General features: G+C 69.3%; 14 protein-coding genes. 6 read left to right on the top strand and 8 right to left on the bottom strand.

Features of this window, described 5'->3' with window-relative positions:
- Positions 1 to 12: 12 nt before the first annotated feature.
- Positions 13 to 468, top strand: coding sequence for a cyclic nucleotide-binding domain-containing protein (locus tag J7654_RS02605; protein ID WP_209737955.1), 456 nt, complete (start codon positions 13 to 15; stop codon positions 466 to 468).
- 12 nt (positions 469 to 480) lie between these two features.
- Here the strand turns inward: J7654_RS02605 and J7654_RS02610 are convergent, their stop codons facing one another.
- The 3 genes from J7654_RS02610 to J7654_RS02620 all read right to left on the bottom strand — a co-directional run bounded on the left by J7654_RS02610 (position 481) and on the right by J7654_RS02620 (position 5193).
- Entirely contained in the window at positions 481 to 1284 is an 804-nt protein-coding gene (locus J7654_RS02610; protein ID WP_209737957.1) for an exodeoxyribonuclease III, read from the bottom strand.
- Between the two features lie 108 nt (positions 1285 to 1392).
- Complete coding sequence (locus J7654_RS02615; RefSeq protein WP_209737959.1) at positions 1393 to 2040, bottom strand: outer-membrane lipoprotein carrier protein LolA; 648 nt, start codon at positions 2038 to 2040, stop codon at positions 1393 to 1395.
- Positions 2041 to 2184: 144 nt separating this feature from the next.
- Entirely contained in the window at positions 2185 to 5193 is a 3009-nt protein-coding gene (locus J7654_RS02620) for a DNA translocase FtsK (RefSeq protein WP_209737961.1), read from the bottom strand.
- 221 nt (positions 5194 to 5414) lie between these two features.
- Between J7654_RS02620 and J7654_RS02625 the strand changes: the two genes are divergently transcribed.
- Positions 5415 to 5726 carry a GNAT family N-acetyltransferase gene (locus J7654_RS02625; protein WP_209737963.1) on the top strand — a complete coding sequence of 104 codons (312 nt, stop codon included), beginning with the start codon at positions 5415 to 5417 and terminating at the stop codon, positions 5724 to 5726.
- Positions 5727 to 5791: 65 nt separating this feature from the next.
- On the opposite strand, the gene J7654_RS02630 is transcribed toward J7654_RS02625, so the two are convergent.
- The 5 genes from J7654_RS02630 to tesB form a co-directional block, all read right to left on the bottom strand.
- On the bottom strand, positions 5792 to 7141 hold the full coding sequence (locus tag J7654_RS02630) for an ammonium transporter (protein WP_209737964.1): 1350 nt from the start codon (positions 7139 to 7141) through the stop codon (positions 5792 to 5794).
- 15 nt (positions 7142 to 7156) lie between these two features.
- Positions 7157 to 7495: a P-II family nitrogen regulator gene (locus J7654_RS02635; protein ID WP_209737966.1), complete on the bottom strand. Its 339-nt coding sequence runs from the start codon at positions 7493 to 7495 to the stop codon at positions 7157 to 7159.
- Positions 7496 to 7708: 213 nt separating this feature from the next.
- Complete coding sequence (locus J7654_RS02640) at positions 7709 to 9046, bottom strand: ammonium transporter family protein (protein ID WP_209737968.1); 1338 nt, start codon at positions 9044 to 9046, stop codon at positions 7709 to 7711.
- Positions 9047 to 9060: 14 nt separating this feature from the next.
- Positions 9061 to 9399: a P-II family nitrogen regulator gene (locus J7654_RS02645; protein WP_209737970.1), complete on the bottom strand. Its 339-nt coding sequence runs from the start codon at positions 9397 to 9399 to the stop codon at positions 9061 to 9063.
- A 236-nt stretch (positions 9400 to 9635) separates the two neighbouring features.
- On the bottom strand, positions 9636 to 10508 hold the full coding sequence (tesB, locus tag J7654_RS02650; protein ID WP_209737972.1) for an acyl-CoA thioesterase II: 873 nt from the start codon (positions 10506 to 10508) through the stop codon (positions 9636 to 9638).
- A 140-nt stretch (positions 10509 to 10648) separates the two neighbouring features.
- On the opposite strand from tesB, the gene J7654_RS02655 reads away from it, so the two are divergent.
- The 4 genes from J7654_RS02655 to J7654_RS02670 all read left to right on the top strand — a co-directional run bounded on the left by J7654_RS02655 (position 10649) and on the right by J7654_RS02670 (position 14626).
- Positions 10649 to 11890 (top strand): ubiquinone biosynthesis hydroxylase, encoded by a 1242-nt coding sequence (locus J7654_RS02655; RefSeq protein WP_209737974.1) that lies wholly within the window; start codon positions 10649 to 10651, stop codon positions 11888 to 11890.
- Positions 11891 to 12066: 176 nt separating this feature from the next.
- On the top strand, positions 12067 to 12399 hold the full coding sequence (locus J7654_RS02660) for a DUF2849 domain-containing protein (protein ID WP_209737976.1): 333 nt from the start codon (positions 12067 to 12069) through the stop codon (positions 12397 to 12399).
- Positions 12400 to 12446: 47 nt separating this feature from the next.
- Positions 12447 to 14120: a nitrite/sulfite reductase gene (locus J7654_RS02665; RefSeq protein ID WP_209737978.1), complete on the top strand. Its 1674-nt coding sequence runs from the start codon at positions 12447 to 12449 to the stop codon at positions 14118 to 14120.
- On the top strand, positions 14117 to 14626 hold the full coding sequence (locus J7654_RS02670) for a DUF934 domain-containing protein (RefSeq protein ID WP_209737980.1): 510 nt from the start codon (positions 14117 to 14119) through the stop codon (positions 14624 to 14626). The genes J7654_RS02665 and J7654_RS02670 overlap by 4 nt, the downstream gene beginning before the upstream one ends.
- The last annotated feature ends 5 nt before the right edge of the window (positions 14627 to 14631 follow it).

Here is a 14631-nt window from a genome sequence, read left to right on the forward strand (position 1 = left end):
CGATCCGAAGACATGAGCCTTGAAAGCGATATGGAGGTTCTGGGCCAGGTGCCGCTGTTCGCCGCGCTCTCGCGGGATCAGTTGCGCCTTCTCGCCTTCGGGGCCGAGAAGCGGCACCTGCGAGAGGGCGAGACCCTTTACCGCGCCGACGCGCGCGCCGATGCCGGCTTCGTGGTGGTGACGGGCGAGGTGCGGCTGATGCAGGGGCCGGCGGGCCGCGAGCGCGTGGCCGCCGTGGCGGGGCCCGGCGCGCTTCTCGGCGAGCTTGCGCTCATCACCGAGACACGGCGCGGCGCCACCGCCATCACCGCGCAGGACAGCCACATCATCCGCATTCCCCGCGCGCTGTTCCGCCGGATGCTGGAGGAGTTTCCCGAGATCGCGGCCGGCCTGCGCGAGGAGATCGCGGCGGGCTTCTCCGAGATGACCCGGCGCATCGGCGCGATGGAGAACCGCTTCCGCGACTGAGGGCGAGGCGCCTCAGAGGTCGATCGCGGCCATGACGGGCACATGGTCGGACGGGCGCTCCCAGGAGCGCGCCTCGCGCAGCACGGAGGCGGAGACGAGCTTGCCGCCGAGGTCCGGCGAGGCCCAGATATGGTCGAGCCGCCGCCCCCGGTCCCCGGCCGTCCAGTCCTTCGAGCGATAGCTCCACCAGGTGTAGAGCTTTTGCGGGCGCGGGATGGCCCGGCGCACCAGATCGTCCCAGCCCCCCTCCTCGATGACGCGCAGGAGACCGTCCGTCTCCACCGGCGTATGGGACACGACCTTCAGAAGCTGCTTGTGCGACCAGACATCCTCCTCGAAGGGCGCGATGTTGAGATCGCCCACGAGGATGGCCGAGACCCCCTCCTCGCCCCCGGCCCGCATGGCGCGCATCTCCTCCAGGAAATCGAGCTTGTGGCGGAACTTGACGTTGATGTCGGGGTCCGGCTCGTCGCCGCCGGCCGGAACGTAGAGATTGTGGATGCGGATAGGCGTGTCGCCGGCCTTCAGGCGCACCGAGAGATGGCGCGCGTCGCCGATGGCGCAGAAGTCCTGGCGCACGATATCCTCGAAGGGCAGCTTCGAGATCGTCGCCACGCCGTGATAGCCCTTCTGCCCGTGGATCGCGACATGGCCGTAGCCCAGCGCCTCGAAGGCCTCGCGCGGGAACAGCTCGTTCGGGCACTTGGTTTCCTGAAGGCACAGGACGTCCGGCGCATGGGTGCGCAGGAAGTGCTCCACGAGCCCGATGCGCAGCCGCACCGAATTGATGTTCCAGGTGGCGATGGTGAAGGGCAAGGCGGGCACTCGCGGCAGAAAAACGGCCCGGCCTTCCTACGAAGAGCGGGCCGCGCGGACAAGCCGTCACGCGCCTCGGCGCCTGAACCGGCGCCTTGCGCCTCTCCCTCAGTTGCCCGTCGCGCCGCCGCGGATCTGGGCGTAGGGGATCTGGAACATCGACGGATCGAGGTTCACGCCCTGCTGGACGCCGTGGATCATCACGGTGGTGTCCTTGCCCTGCGCGTCGCGCACCGTCCACTGGCGCAGCTCGTAGGTGGCGGGGTCGAACATCATCGTGATGCGCGCATTGCCGAAGACCGAACGGTCGCCCATCACGATGGTGATCAGCTCGGGCGTCTGCTGCACGTCCTGGATATTGGCCGAGGAGAGGTCGATGCGCTGGTTGAGCAGGAGGCGCATGGGCGTGCGCGCGAGGGGATAGAGGTCCCAGGTGTTCAGGCGGCGGTTGTTGATCGCGACCTGGCTGCCGTCCGCGATGACGCGCAGCGGCTGGCCGGAATAGTCGAAGCGGATCTTGCCCGGCCGCTCGATGTAGAAGGTGCCCTCCGACTGGTTGCCGGCCGCGTCGAACTGCACGAAGCTGCCCGTCATGGAGCGCACGGAGGAGAAGTGATCGGCGACCTGCTGCGCGGCGGCGGAGGCCTGCGCCAGGGCCGGCTGGGGGCCGAGCGTCGCCGCGCCGAGCGGGGCGGCCAGCGAGAGGGCCAGCATCGCGGCGCGAACGGAGCGCCAAGGGGCGAAGAATGCGGTCATGAAGGTCTCTGAAGCCTCGTATTGCGTCGGCGGGCGTCCCCTCGGCGGTTCCTAGCGCCCGGCTGCGGCCCGATTGGGGCGGTTTCCCCTCACAAGATGGGGAGGAACCGCCCCGTTCCCAGAGCCGGAGGCCTTACCGTTTGGTCAGGCGTTGTCGGTGGGCACGAGAATCTCGCGCTTGCCGGCATGGTTGGCCGCGCCGATCACGCCCTCCCTCTCCATCCGCTCGATGAGGGAGGCGGCGCGGTTGTAGCCGATGCCGAGCCGCCGCTGGACGTAGGAGGTGGAGGCCTTGCCGTCCCGCAGCACCACGGCCACCGCCTGGTCGTAGAGATCGGCCGATTCCTCCAGCCCCCCGGCGCCGCCGCCGCCCGGCGCGCCGCCGGCCTCGCCGTCCTCGTCGTCCTCCAGGATGGAGTCCAGATAGTCCGGCACGCCCTGCGACTTCAGATGCGCGACGATGTGCTCGACCTCCGCGTCGTCCACGAAGGGGCCGTGGACGCGCTGGATGCGCCCGCCGCCGGCCATGAACAGCATGTCGCCCTGCCCCAGGAGCTGCTCGGCGCCCTGCTCCTGCAGGATGGTGCGCGAATCGATCTTGGACGTGACCTGGAAGGAGATGCGGGTGGGGAAGTTCGCCTTGATCGTGCCGGTGATGACGTCCACCGAGGGGCGCTGCGTGGCCATGATGACATGGATGCCTGCCGCGCGCGCCATCTGCGCAAGGCGCTGGACGGTGCCCTCGATCTCCTTGCCGGCCACCATCATCAGGTCGGCCATCTCGTCGATGATGACGACGATGTAGGGCAGCGGCGAAAGGTCGAACTCCTCCGATTCGAAGATCGGCTCGCCGGTCTCGCGGTCGAAGCCCGTCTGCACGGTGCGCGAGATCGTCTCGCCCTTCTCCATCGCCTGGCGCACGCGCGTGTTGAAGCCGTCGATGTTGCGAACACCCACCTTCGACATCTTGCGGTAGCGGTCCTCCATCTCCTTCACCGTCCATTTCAGGGCGACGACGGCCTTCTTGGGATCGGTGACGACGGGGGAGAGAAGGTGCGGGATGCCGTCATAGACGGACAGCTCCAGCATCTTGGGGTCGATCATGATCATGCGGCACTCGGCCGGCGTCAGCCGGTAGAGGAGCGACAGGATCATGGTGTTGATGGAGACCGACTTGCCCGAGCCGGTGGTGCCGGCGACGAGCAGGTGCGGCATCTTGGCAAGGTCGGCGATCACCGGTTCGCCGCCGATGGTCTTGCCGAGCGTCAGCGCGAGCTTGCCCTTGTTCTGGTTGAAGCTCTCGGCCGCGATCATCTCGCGCAGATAGACCGTCTCGCGCCGGGCGTTGGGCAGCTCGATGCCGATGGCGTTCTTGCCGGGAATGACCGCCACGCGCGCGGCGATGGCCGACATGGAGCGGGCGATGTCATCGGCCAGGCCGATGACGCGGCTGGACTTGATGCCGGGCGCGGGCTCCAGCTCGTAGAGCGTGACGACCGGCCCGGGGCGCACTTCGATGATCTCGCCCTTCACCCCGAAATCGTCGAGCACGCCTTCGAGAAGCCGGGCATTCTCCTGCAATGCCTCGGGCGAGAGGGAGGCATCGCGCGAACGGGCCTTGGGCGGCGAGAGGAGGTCGACGGGCGGCAGCTCGAAGAACTCCGGCGCATAGGCATGCGCCGGCTCGCCCTGGTAGACGCGCTGCGGCTGGGCGGCCTGGCGCGAGGGCGCCTGGACGGGGGCCGCGGGCACGACGCGCACGCCGTGGTCCATGACGGGCGCGGGCTGGAGCGGGGCCTGGGGCGCCGCGCCCCGGGCCGGCATGGGCGCGGGCATCGGGGCCGGCTCCTCCCTGCGGCGCGGGAAGGCGACGATGTTGGCGGCGCGGCCGAGCCAGCCGCCGGGCGCCTCCTCGACCGCGACCGGCTGGACGCGATCCTGCGCCTCGACGCGCATCTCGTCCTCGCCATAGTCCGGCTCGGCCTCGAAGGGCTCGTCATAGGCCACGGGCTCGTGGCCCGGCTCGTCGGCATAAGTGTCGAACGGCGGGTCGTAGGCGTAATCCTCGCTCGCCTCCTCGCCCTCCTCCGGCGCCGCGCCGGCCTGCCCGCGCGGCTGGCCGAGGCGCGAAGCGACGACCGAGCCCTTCCAGTCGCTGCGCCCGTGGTGAACGGTGGCGCGGCTGGTGTCCACCGCGCGGCGCGCGGCCTGCGGCGCCTCGCGGTAGGGCTCGGGCGAGGCGGCGGGCGGCTCCTCGCTCCAGGGCTGCGCCTGGTAGACCTCCTCGTAGGGCTGCTCGAATACCGGCTCGTAGGCGGGCGGCGCGGCGTCCAAGCGCGGCTCCACCACGCGGATCTCGCGCTCGCCCTTCAGGCGCGGCGCGGGGGCCGGCGGAATGAGCGGCGCGTCTGGGCTCGCCTCCCGCGTGTCGAAGGGGTCGATGCGCTCGGCGCGGCTCCCGCGCGCCGCGCGCGCCGGGCGGGTCGGCAGGCGCGAGCGCAACGCATAGAGGGCATGGCCGGCCGCGCCGGCCAGAAGCTGCCAGCGGCTTTCGCCCTCCTCGGCCCTCTCCTCATGGGCGAAGGCAGGCTCGGCGGAGCGGCCCAGGATGGCCGCGCCCGAAAGGAACATCCAGCCGGCCAGGGCCGCGAGCACGAGGCCGAGGGCGATGCCGAGGACGCCCGACGGGTAGGCGCCGGTCAGAAGGGCCGGAAACTTGAGCAGAAGGTCCCCCGCGATGCCGCCGAGCCCGATGGGCAGCGGCCAGCCGGCGGGCGCGGGGAAGCAGCCGAGCGCGGCGCTGGAGGCGAGGATGGAGCCGAAGGCGAGCCAGGCCCTCTTCGACAGGCGCCCGATGCGCCGGTCGAAGACAAGGAACAGACCCCAGAGCGCCGGCAGCGCGATCAGGAGCACGCCCGACAGGCCGAAGACCTGCATGGACAGGTCCGCCACCACCGCGCCCGAGGCGCCGGCCAGATTCGTCACCGGCTCGGGGCTGGCATGGCTGAGCGAGGGGTCGCCCGCGTTCCAGCTCGCCAGCGCCGCCGCGAGCCAGCCGGACAGCCCGAGGAGGCCGAGCCCCGCCAGGAGCCGCGCGGGCCGGCGCAGCATGGGTTGAATGTCGTGTCTCGCCTCGATCGATGCCATCGCCATCTTCGCGCTCTGCCTGAAGCCTTCGGAAGCGGCTAGCGCTTCCCTTTCGGTCCTGTTCCGGAACCGCCCGGCGGCAACCGGAGCGGTTCCTTCCCGGCGAGACTAGGGCGGCGGGGTTAAAGCCGCTTTAACCCTAACGGACCGCGACCGGCGCGGGCAGAGGAGGGAACCGATCGCGCCCTTCCGCCTTGGTAGCGAAAGGTTCGAGAAGGAGAATTGCCATGGATATCCGGCACGACGACCGCGGGCGCGACGGGCTCTTCATCGCCGGCGAGGGCGAGGATCGCGCGGAGCTGACCTACGCCCATGCGGGCATCCAGGAGGCGCTCGTCTTCGACCACACCTATGTGCCCGAGCGGCTGCGCGGACAGGGCATCGCGGAAAAGCTGGTGGACCACGCCGTGGCCTATGCCCGCTCGCAGAACCTGAAGGTGGTGCCGGCCTGCTCCTATGTGCGCACCCTGTTCAGGCGCCACCCGGAGAAATACGCCGATATCGCCACCGAGGAAGAGAAGCCGGTCGGCCGCATCTGAGCCTCATGCCTCCGGCCGGAGGAAGGCGAACGGGCCGGCGGATCGTTCCGCCGGCCCTTTCACGATCAGCCGTTGTGATAGGCCGATTCGCCGTGGGAGGTGAGGTCGAGCCCCTGCAACTCCGCCTCGGCCGGCACGCGCAGGCCCACCACCGCGTCGGTCAGCTTGTAGAAGACCAGCGAGCCGATGCCGCACCAGGCGATGGTGACGAGGACGCCGAGGATCTGCGTCCAGACCTGCCCGCCCATGGTCACGCCCTCGGCATAGCCGATGCCGCCGAGCGAGGCCGAGGCGAAGACGCCCGTGCCGATGGCTCCCACGATGCCGCCGATGCCGTGGATGCCGAACACGTCGAGGCTGTCGTCATAGCCCGCCCTGGCCTTCACCACCGCCACGAAGACGTAGCAGAGGACGGAGGCGATGGCGCCGAGCACGATGGCGCCGACCGGCCCGACGATGCCGGCCGCCGGCGTCACCGCCACGAGGCCGGCCACGATGCCCGACACGGCGCCGAGCATGGAGGCCTTGCCGCGCACGCTCGTCTCCACCAGCACCCAGGCCACCGCGGCCCCGGCCGTGGCGGTGAAGGTGTTGATCATCGCCAGCGCCGCGCCGCCATTGGCCTCCAGGTTGGAGCCGGCGTTGAAGCCGAACCAGCCCACCCACAGGATCGAGGCGCCCACCATGGTCAGCGTCATCGAATGCGGGGCCATGTTGTCGCGCCCCAGCCCGGCCCGCTTGCCGACGAGGATCGAGCCCACCAGCGCGGCGATGCCGGCATTGATGTGGACGACGGTGCCGCCGGCGAAGTCCAGCGCGCCCCAGCCGAAGATGAGCCCGCTCGGGTCCCACACCATGTGCGCGATGGGGAAGTAGACGAACGTCACCCAAAGGACGGTGAACATCACCACCGCCGAGAACTTGATGCGCTCGGCGAAGGCCCCGACGATCAGCGCCGGCGTGATGCAGGCGAAGGTCATCTGGAAGGCGATGAAGACGTATTCGGGGATGACGACGCCGTCCGTGAAGGTCGCCGCCATCGTGTCCGGGCCGATGCCGGCCAGGAACATCTTGGCCATGCCGCCCCAATAAGGGCTGGTGGAGCCGCCGAAGGCGAAGGAGTAGCCGTAGGCGACGTAGATGAGGATGACGACGGAGGTGATCGTCACGCACTGCATCAGCACGGAGAGCATGTTCTTGGCCCGCACGAGGCCGCCGTAGAACAGGGCGAGCCCCGGCAGGATCATGAACAGGACGAGCACGGTGGAGACGAGCATCCAGGCGACGTCGCCCTTGTTCATCTCCCCGGCGAGCGCGGGGGCCGCGTCGGGGGCGGCGCCCTCTTGCGCGAGGGCGGCCGTGGCCGCCAGGAGGGCCGCCGAGCCGGCGGCGGCGAAGATCGATCTCAAGCGCATGATGGTAGCTCCCTGCTAAAGCGCGTCGATGTCGACTTCGCCGGTGCGGATGCGCACCGCGCTGTCGAGGCCGTAGACGAAGATCTTGCCGTCGCCGATCTGGCCGGTTCGGGCGGCATTCGCGATCGCGCCGACGACGCGGTCGACGAGGCCCGGCGGCACGCCGACCTCGATCTTCAGCTTGGGCAGGAAGCTCACGGCATATTCGGTGCCGCGGTAGATTTCGGTATGGCCCTTCTGCCGGCCATAGCCCTTCACCTCGGTGACGGTGAGACCCTGGATGCCGACGGCGGTGAGCGCTTCGCGCACCTCGTCCAGCTTGAAGGGTTTGATGATCGCCATGACGATCTTCATCTGAGTTGACCTTAAACGGGGAAGAACGGCTCCCCTTGCGCCGACGCCGCTTTCACGTCGACCTGAAGCGGCCACAGGACCTCGACATGCGGACGGCCCGGAAAGGACCGGCCGCGAAAAGGGCCACGCCCGGAACGGACACGGCCCTCTTCACTCTCGTGACCCGGCGGCGGATCGCGCCGCCGGGTGCCTTTTTTGCGTCTCGCCGCCGGATCAGATCCGGGTGGAGGAGAACTCCGGATAGGCTTCCACGCCGACCTCGGAGCGGTCGAGGCCGAGCGCCTCTTCCTCCTCGGTCGGCCGCAGGCCGATCACCGCCTTGATGACGAACCAGGCGATGCCGGTCGCAACCACGGTGAAGGCGCCGACGGCGACGATACCGGTGATCTGCGAGCCGAAATTCGTGTCCGGGTTGGTGAAGGGAACGGCGAGCGTGCCCCAGATGCCGGCCACGAGATGGACGGGGATGGCGCCCACGACGTCGTCGATCTTCAGCTTGTCGAGCAGCGGCACGGTGAAGACCACGAGCGCCGCGCCGATGCCGCCGATGACGGCCGCCGACAGGAAGGTCGGCGTCAGGGGCTCGGCGGTGATGGCGACGAGGCCGCCCAGCGCGCCGTTCAGCGCCATGGTGACGTCGACCTTCTTGTACAGGACCTGCATGAGGACCATGGACACGAGCACGCCGGCCGCGGCCGCCGTGTTGGTGTTGACGACCACGCGCCCGACCGAGGCCGCGTCCTCCAGCGTGCCGAGGGCGAGCTGCGAGGCGCCGTTGAAGCCGAACCAGCCGAACCACAGGATGAAGGCGCCGAGCGTGGCCAGCGGGATGGAGGAACCCGGCATGGCGACGACGCGCCCGTCGGCCCCGTAGCGGCCCCGGCGCGCGCCGATGATGAGCGCGCCCGTGAGCGCCGCCCAGCCACCGACCGAATGGACGAGGGTGGAACCGGCGAAGTCGGAGAAGCCCGCTTCGGAGAGCCAGCCGCCGCCCCACTGCCAGGAGCCCGTGATGGGGTAGAAGACGCCGCACAGGATGGCGACGAAGAGCAGGAACGGCCAGATGCGCACGCGCTCGGCCACCGTGCCCGAGACGATCGAGGCGGCGGTGGCGCAGAACATCGACTGGTAGAAGAAGTCGGTGGCCAGCGAGTAGTCGCCCGTGTCGGAGGCCGGGTCGGGGAAGCTCATCAGCCCGAGCGAGCCGAACCAGCCGCCGTCCACCCCCGTGTACATGAGATTGTAGCCGATCACCCAGTACATCAGAACGCCCAGCGAATAGAGCGAGATGTTCTTCAGGCACTGCATGGAGACGTTCTTGGAGCGCACCAGCCCGGCCTCGAGCATGGTGAAGCCGGCCGCCATCCACATGACGAGGATGCCGCCGAGGAAGAAGAGCAGCGTGTTGAAGACGTAGAAGTTCACGTCGATCGCCGCCTCGGCCGCTTCCGGCGCGGCCTCGACCGCAGGTGCGGTTTCCTGGGCGAAGGCGGCCGTGGCGGCCAGCGCCGTCATCAGGCCGGTGGTGAGGAGAGTTCTTTTCAAACGCATCGTGATGGGTCCCCCTACAGCGCGTTGACGTCGGTTTCGCCGGTGCGGATGCGCACGGCGCTATCGAGGCCGTAGACGAAGATCTTGCCGTCGCCGATCTGCCCCGTCTTGGCGGCGCTCGCAATGGCCTCCACGGCGCTGTCCACGATGTCGGCGGCCACGGCGACCTCGATCTTCAGCTTGGGCAGGAAGCTCACGGCATATTCGGTGCCGCGATAGATCTCGGTGTGCCCCTTCTGTCGCCCGTAACCCTTCACCTCCGTCACGGTCAGGCCCTGGATGCCGACGGCGGTGAGCGCTTCACGCACCTCGTCCAGCTTGAACGGCTTGATCACCGCCATCACGATTTTCATGTCCACCTCGAATGTCGCAAAGGACCGGACGCCCCCTCTCGGCCGCCGGGTCGGTTGGAGCCGCCGGCGGGTCCGGCGACGTCGAAACTCAGGTAAACAAGAATTGTGCCAACCACGGCCAGCGCCACGAAACGGCCCGAATTGCGCCGAGGAAGATGTTTCGTGCCTGCCAAGACCGCATCGAAGGGCCAGCGTCGCTAGGCAAATGACGAAATATTATGCTTTCGGCCCATAATTTAGGCGCTTGCCGCCCGGCGCGGTCGGATGAGCCCCTCCTGCGCCACCGAGGCCACCAGCGCGCCGTCGAGCGAAAAGAGCGCTCCGCGCGTCAGCCCGCGCCCGCCGGAGGAGGAGGGGCTGTCCTGCGTGTAGAGGTGCCACTCGCCCACGCGCACCGGGCGGTGGAACCACATGGCATGGTCGAGGCTGGCGGCCTGGATGCGCGCGTCGAACACCGACAGGCCATGGGCGAAGAGCGAGGTGTCGAGCAGCGTCATGTCGGAGAGATAGGCCAGGATCGCCGCGTTCAGGGCCGGATCGTCGCCCACCTCGCCCACGGCCCGCACCCACACGTCCTGGCGCGGCGCCAGCTTCTTCTGCGTCAGATAATGGTCGAACGAGACCGGCCGGAACTCGATGGGGCGGGGCCGCTCCCAGTAGCGGCGCACCGGCTCGGGTGCCTCGGAAAGGATCCGCTCGTTCAGCGCCGCGCCGTGCGGCAGTTCGTCCGGGCGCGGCACGTCCGGCATGGAGACTTGGTGGTCCAGCCCTTCCTCGTGCTTCTGGAACGAGGCGGAGAGGGTGAAGATCGCCTCGCCGTGCTGGATGGCGATGACGATGCGGGTGGTGAAGGAGCCGCCGTCGCGGATGCGCTTGACCTCGTAGACCACCGGGACCTTGGGGTCGCCGGGGCGCATGAAATAACCGTGCAGCGAGTGGACCGGGCGCTCGGCCGGCACGGTGCGCTGCGCGGCGACGAGCGCCTGGGCGATGACCTGGCCGCCGAAGATGCGCTGCCAGCCGCTGCGCGGGCTGGTGCCGCGATAGAGGTTCTCCTCCACCTTCTCCAGGTCGAGGGTGCGGATCAGCCCGTCCACCGTCCCGTTCATCGCCGTCTCCCGTCCCGTGCCGCCCGGCCGCCCTTATGGGGCATTCGCGCCCCCTCGCAAACAGCCCGCGATTGCCGCGGGGCCCTCGCGGCCTTAAGTCAGCGCCTTGAAGCAGGCTTCTGGGCGAAGGAAAGACGATCATGGACAAGGCGGGCGAGCCGGGCGGCGAGCGCTTCGACATCGTGGTCGCGGGCGCGGGCTATGTGGGGCTGACCGTCGCGGTCGCCATCCGCCAGGCCGCGCCGAACCTTTCGGTCCTTCTGGTGGACGGCGCGCCGGCCGACGCGTGGCGGCGCGACACGCGCGCCTCGGCGCTGGCCGCGGCGGCGGTGCGCATGTTGCGCGAGTTGGGCGTCTGGGAGGCGATCCGGCACGAGGCGCAGGCGATCGGCGAGATGATCGTCACCGACTCGCGCACCGCCGATCCCGTGCGCCCGGTCTTCCTCACCTTCGGCGGGGAGGCGAGCGCCGGCGAGCCCTTCGCCCACATGATGCCGAATGTCGAGCTGAACGGCGCGCTGCGCCAGCGGGCCGAGGCGCTGGGCGTCTCGCTGCGCTCGGGCGCGCCCGTCACCGGCCTCTCGCACGAGCCCGCCGGCATCGCGGTGGAGCTCGGCGGGGCGGGGCGCGTCCGGGCGCGGCTTCTGATCGCCTGCGACGGCGTGAAGTCGAAGATCCGCGACATGGCCGGCATCCGCACCATCCACACCGACTACGGCCAGTCGGGCATCGTGGCCACGGTGCGGCACGAGCGCCCGCACGGGGGCCGCGCCGAGGAGCACTTCCTGCCCGCCGGCCCCTTCGCCATCCTGCCGCTGAAGGGCAACCGCTCCTCGCTGGTCTGGACCGAGTCGACGCGCGAGGCGGAGCGGCTGATCGCCGCGGACGATATGATCTTCGAGATGGAGCTGGAGCAGCGCTTCGGCTTCAAGCTCGGCGCGCTGACCGTGGAGGGCGAGCGCCGCGCCTTCCCGCTCGGCCTGACGCTGGCGCGCGATTTCGTGCGGCCCCGCATCGCGCTGGCGGGCGATGCGGCCCACGGCATCCACCCCATCGCGGGCCAGGGCCTCAATCTCGGCTTCAAGGACGTGGCCGCCCTGGCCGAGACGGTGGTGGAGGCCGCGCGCCTGGGCCTCGACATCGGCGCGCTCGACACGCTCCAGCGCTACGAGCGCTGGAGGCGCTTCGATACGGTGCAGATGGGCGTCACCACCGATCTGTTGAACCGCCTCTTCTCCAACGACAACGCGCTTCTGCGCCAGGTCCGCTCCTTCGGCCTGAGCCTCGTGGACCGCGCCCCCTTCGCCAAGCGCTGGTTCATCGAGGAGGCGGCGGGCCTGTCCGGCCCCTCCCCGCGCCTCCTGAAAGGCGAGCCCATCTGAGGCATCTTTCTACTTAAACGATAGATTTTAAAGAGAGAAATCCGTTTCCCCCCAAAGCTGCGGATTGGAAAGTTCATCGCCGCGCGGCGCCCGATCTTGCCCTATCTAGAACCTTACCAAACTTTTCCGCCGCCGTTACAAGGGACGGCGGGAACGGCTGTTGGAAAGGGTCAGGCATGGCGGAATCGAAACTGGCCGCGCGCGGCAAGGGGCCGAAGCTGCCCGTCATCCTGTCGGCGAACGACCTCCTCGGCGGGCTTGTCGTCTTTCTAGGCGAAGGAGGCTGGACCGAGAACCCGGCCGAAGCGCTCGTGGCCGAGGACGAGGCCACGGCGGAGCGCTTCCTGGAACGCGGGCAGGCGGAGTTTCGCGCCAACCGCGTGGTCGATCCCTATCTCGTGGAGGTTTCGCTGGAGGGAGGGCGCCCGGTGGCGCGCCATTTCCGCGAGGCGATCCGCCTGAAGGGGCCCACCATCCACCCGGACATGGGCAAGCAGGCCGAGTTCTGACACGTGCGGGGCGGGCGCTCGCCGCCGGCCGGAAAAGGATGCACCGAATGTACCGTTACGACGAGTTCGACGAGCGCTTCGTGCGCGAGCGGGTCGCCCAGTTCGCCAGCCAGGTGGCACGGCGTCTCGACGGCTCCCTGTCGGACGACGAGTTCAAGCCGCTGCGGCTCAAGAACGGCCTCTATCTCCAGCTTCACGCCTACATGCTGCGCGTGGCCGTGCCCTACGGCACGCTCAATTCCCGTCAGCTCCGCCAGCTCGCCCATATCGCGGAGGTCTACGACAAGGGCTACGCGCATTTCACCACGCGCCAGAACCTCCAGTTCAACTGGCCGAAGCTGAAGGACGTGCCGGAGATCCTCGGCCTTCTGGCCGATGTCGAGATGCACTGCATCCAGACGAGCGGAAACTGCATCCGCAATGTCACGGCCGACCAGTTCGCCGGCGTCGCCGCCGACGAGGTGGAGGACCCGCGCCCCACTGCCGAGCTGATCCGGCAATGGTCGAGCCTGCATCCCGAGTTCTCCTGGCTGCCGCGCAAGTTCAAGATCGCCGTGACCGGCGCCGAGCACGACCGCGCGGCCATCAAGGTGCACGATATCGGCCTGCGCGTGCTGCGCCATGGCGAGACGGGCGAGATCGGCTACGAGGTGATCGTGGGCGGCGGGCTGGGGCGCACCCCCTTCATCGGCAAGGTGATCCGCGACTTCCTGCCCAGGGACGAGCTGCTCGCCTATCTGGAAGCGGTGATGCGCGTCTACAATGCCGAGGGGCGGCGCGACAACAAGTACAAGGCGCGCGTCAAGATCCTGGTGCACGAGATCGGCACGGAGGAGTTCAAGGCCCGCGTCGAGGCGGAATATGCCCGGCTCGACGGGCCGAGCGTGAACGCGCCGGCGCAGGAGGTGGAGCGGATCGCGGCCTATTTCGCCCCGCCCGCCTACGAGACGCTGCCGGCCCGCTCCGCCGTGCTCGAGGCCGCGCGCGCGGCCGACCCGGAATTCGACCGCTTCGTGCGGCAGAACGGCTTTGCCCACCGCCAGCCCGGCTATATCGCCTTGACGGTGTCGCTCAAGCCCATCGGCGGCGTTCCGGGCGACATGTCGCATGACGAGATGCGCGCCTTCGCCGACATCGCCGAGCGCTATTCCTTCGACGAGCTTCGCGTCACCCATTCGCAGAACCTCGTCCTGCCGCATCTGCGCCAGGACGACCTTCCGGCGGTGTACGAGGCGCTCAAGGCCGCCGGGCTGCATACGCCCAATGCCGGCCTCGTCACCGACATCATCGCCTGCCCCGGCCTCGATTACTGCGCGCTCGCCACGGCCCGCTCCATCCCCATCGCGCAGGAGATCGCCACGACCTTCGCCTCGCCGGAGCGCCAGCGCGAGGTGGGCCCGTTGCAGATCAAGATTTCGGGCTGCATCAACGCCTGCGGCCATCACCATGTCGGCCATATCGGCATTCTGGGCCTGGAAAAGTCCGGCAAGGAGAACTACCAGATCACGCTGGGAGGCGACGCCTCGCAGGACGCCGCGCTCGGCGAGCGGCTGGGGCCGGGCATCGACGGCGACCAGGTTCCGGGCGCCATCGAGGCGATCGTCGCGACCTATATGAAGGAGCGCCGCGAGGGCGAGGAATTCATCGCCACGGTGAAGCGCGCGGGCCTGGAGCCCTTCAAGCAGGACTTCCAGCGCTTCGTGGCGGGAGAGGCTGCATGAGCCTTCTCCTGAACGCGTCCGGCGCGGCCGAGAACGAATACACGCCGGTGGAGGCCGTGGAGGATCTGTCGCTGGCCAGCGGCCCGGTTCTGGTGCCCCTGACGGTGATCGACGCCGCGCTCGCCGACCGGCGCAACGAGCGGCTCGGCCTGTCCCTGCCCAACGACGTGCCGGTGAGCGCGGCCGAGCCCTATATCGGCCAGGTCGATCTCATCGCCATCGCCTTTCCCGGCTTCTCGGACGGGCGCGGCCTGTCGCTGGCCAGGCGCCTTCGCCGCGCCGGTTTTTCCGGCACGCTGCGCGCCCGGGGCCCCCTCATCGCGGACCAGTTCCCCGAGGCGCTGGCCTGCGGCTTCGACGAGGTGGAGCTGCCCGAGGAGTCGGCCGCCCGCCAGCCGGTGGAGCAATGGCTGGAGGCCAGGGATTCCATCACCGCCCATTATCAGTCCGGCTATGGCGAGGAGCGCTCCATCCTGCGCCAGCGCCTCGACGCCCGGAAGAGCTGAGAGGC

The sequence above is a fragment of the Aureimonas populi genome (assembly GCF_017815515.1).
Lineage (GTDB): Bacteria > Pseudomonadota > Alphaproteobacteria > Rhizobiales > Rhizobiaceae > Aureimonas > Aureimonas populi.

Coding starts and splice junctions, on each gene's coding strand:
- tesB (WP_209737972.1), bottom strand. CDS start 10,508: ATGAACGGGACGGTGGACGGGCTGATCCGCACCCTCGACCTGGAGAAG.
- J7654_RS02635 (WP_209737966.1), bottom strand. CDS start 7,495: ATGAAGATCGTCATGGCGATCATCAAACCCTTCAAGCTGGACGAGGTG.
- J7654_RS02630 (WP_209737964.1), bottom strand. CDS start 7,141: ATGCGCTTGAGATCGATCTTCGCCGCCGCCGGCTCGGCGGCCCTCCTG.
- J7654_RS02625 (WP_209737963.1), top strand. CDS start 5,415: ATGGATATCCGGCACGACGACCGCGGGCGCGACGGGCTCTTCATCGCC.
- J7654_RS02660 (WP_209737976.1), top strand. CDS start 12,067: ATGGCGGAATCGAAACTGGCCGCGCGCGGCAAGGGGCCGAAGCTGCCC.
- J7654_RS02645 (WP_209737970.1), bottom strand. CDS start 9,399: ATGAAAATCGTGATGGCGGTGATCAAGCCGTTCAAGCTGGACGAGGTG.
- J7654_RS02640 (WP_209737968.1), bottom strand. CDS start 9,046: ATGCGTTTGAAAAGAACTCTCCTCACCACCGGCCTGATGACGGCGCTG.
- J7654_RS02620 (WP_209737961.1), bottom strand. CDS start 5,193: ATGGCGATGGCATCGATCGAGGCGAGACACGACATTCAACCCATGCTG.
- J7654_RS02670 (WP_209737980.1), top strand. CDS start 14,117: ATGAGCCTTCTCCTGAACGCGTCCGGCGCGGCCGAGAACGAATACACG.
- J7654_RS02655 (WP_209737974.1), top strand. CDS start 10,649: ATGGACAAGGCGGGCGAGCCGGGCGGCGAGCGCTTCGACATCGTGGTC.
- J7654_RS02605 (WP_209737955.1), top strand. CDS start 13: ATGAGCCTTGAAAGCGATATGGAGGTTCTGGGCCAGGTGCCGCTGTTC.
- J7654_RS02615 (WP_209737959.1), bottom strand. CDS start 2,040: ATGACCGCATTCTTCGCCCCTTGGCGCTCCGTTCGCGCCGCGATGCTG.
- J7654_RS02665 (WP_209737978.1), top strand. CDS start 12,447: ATGTACCGTTACGACGAGTTCGACGAGCGCTTCGTGCGCGAGCGGGTC.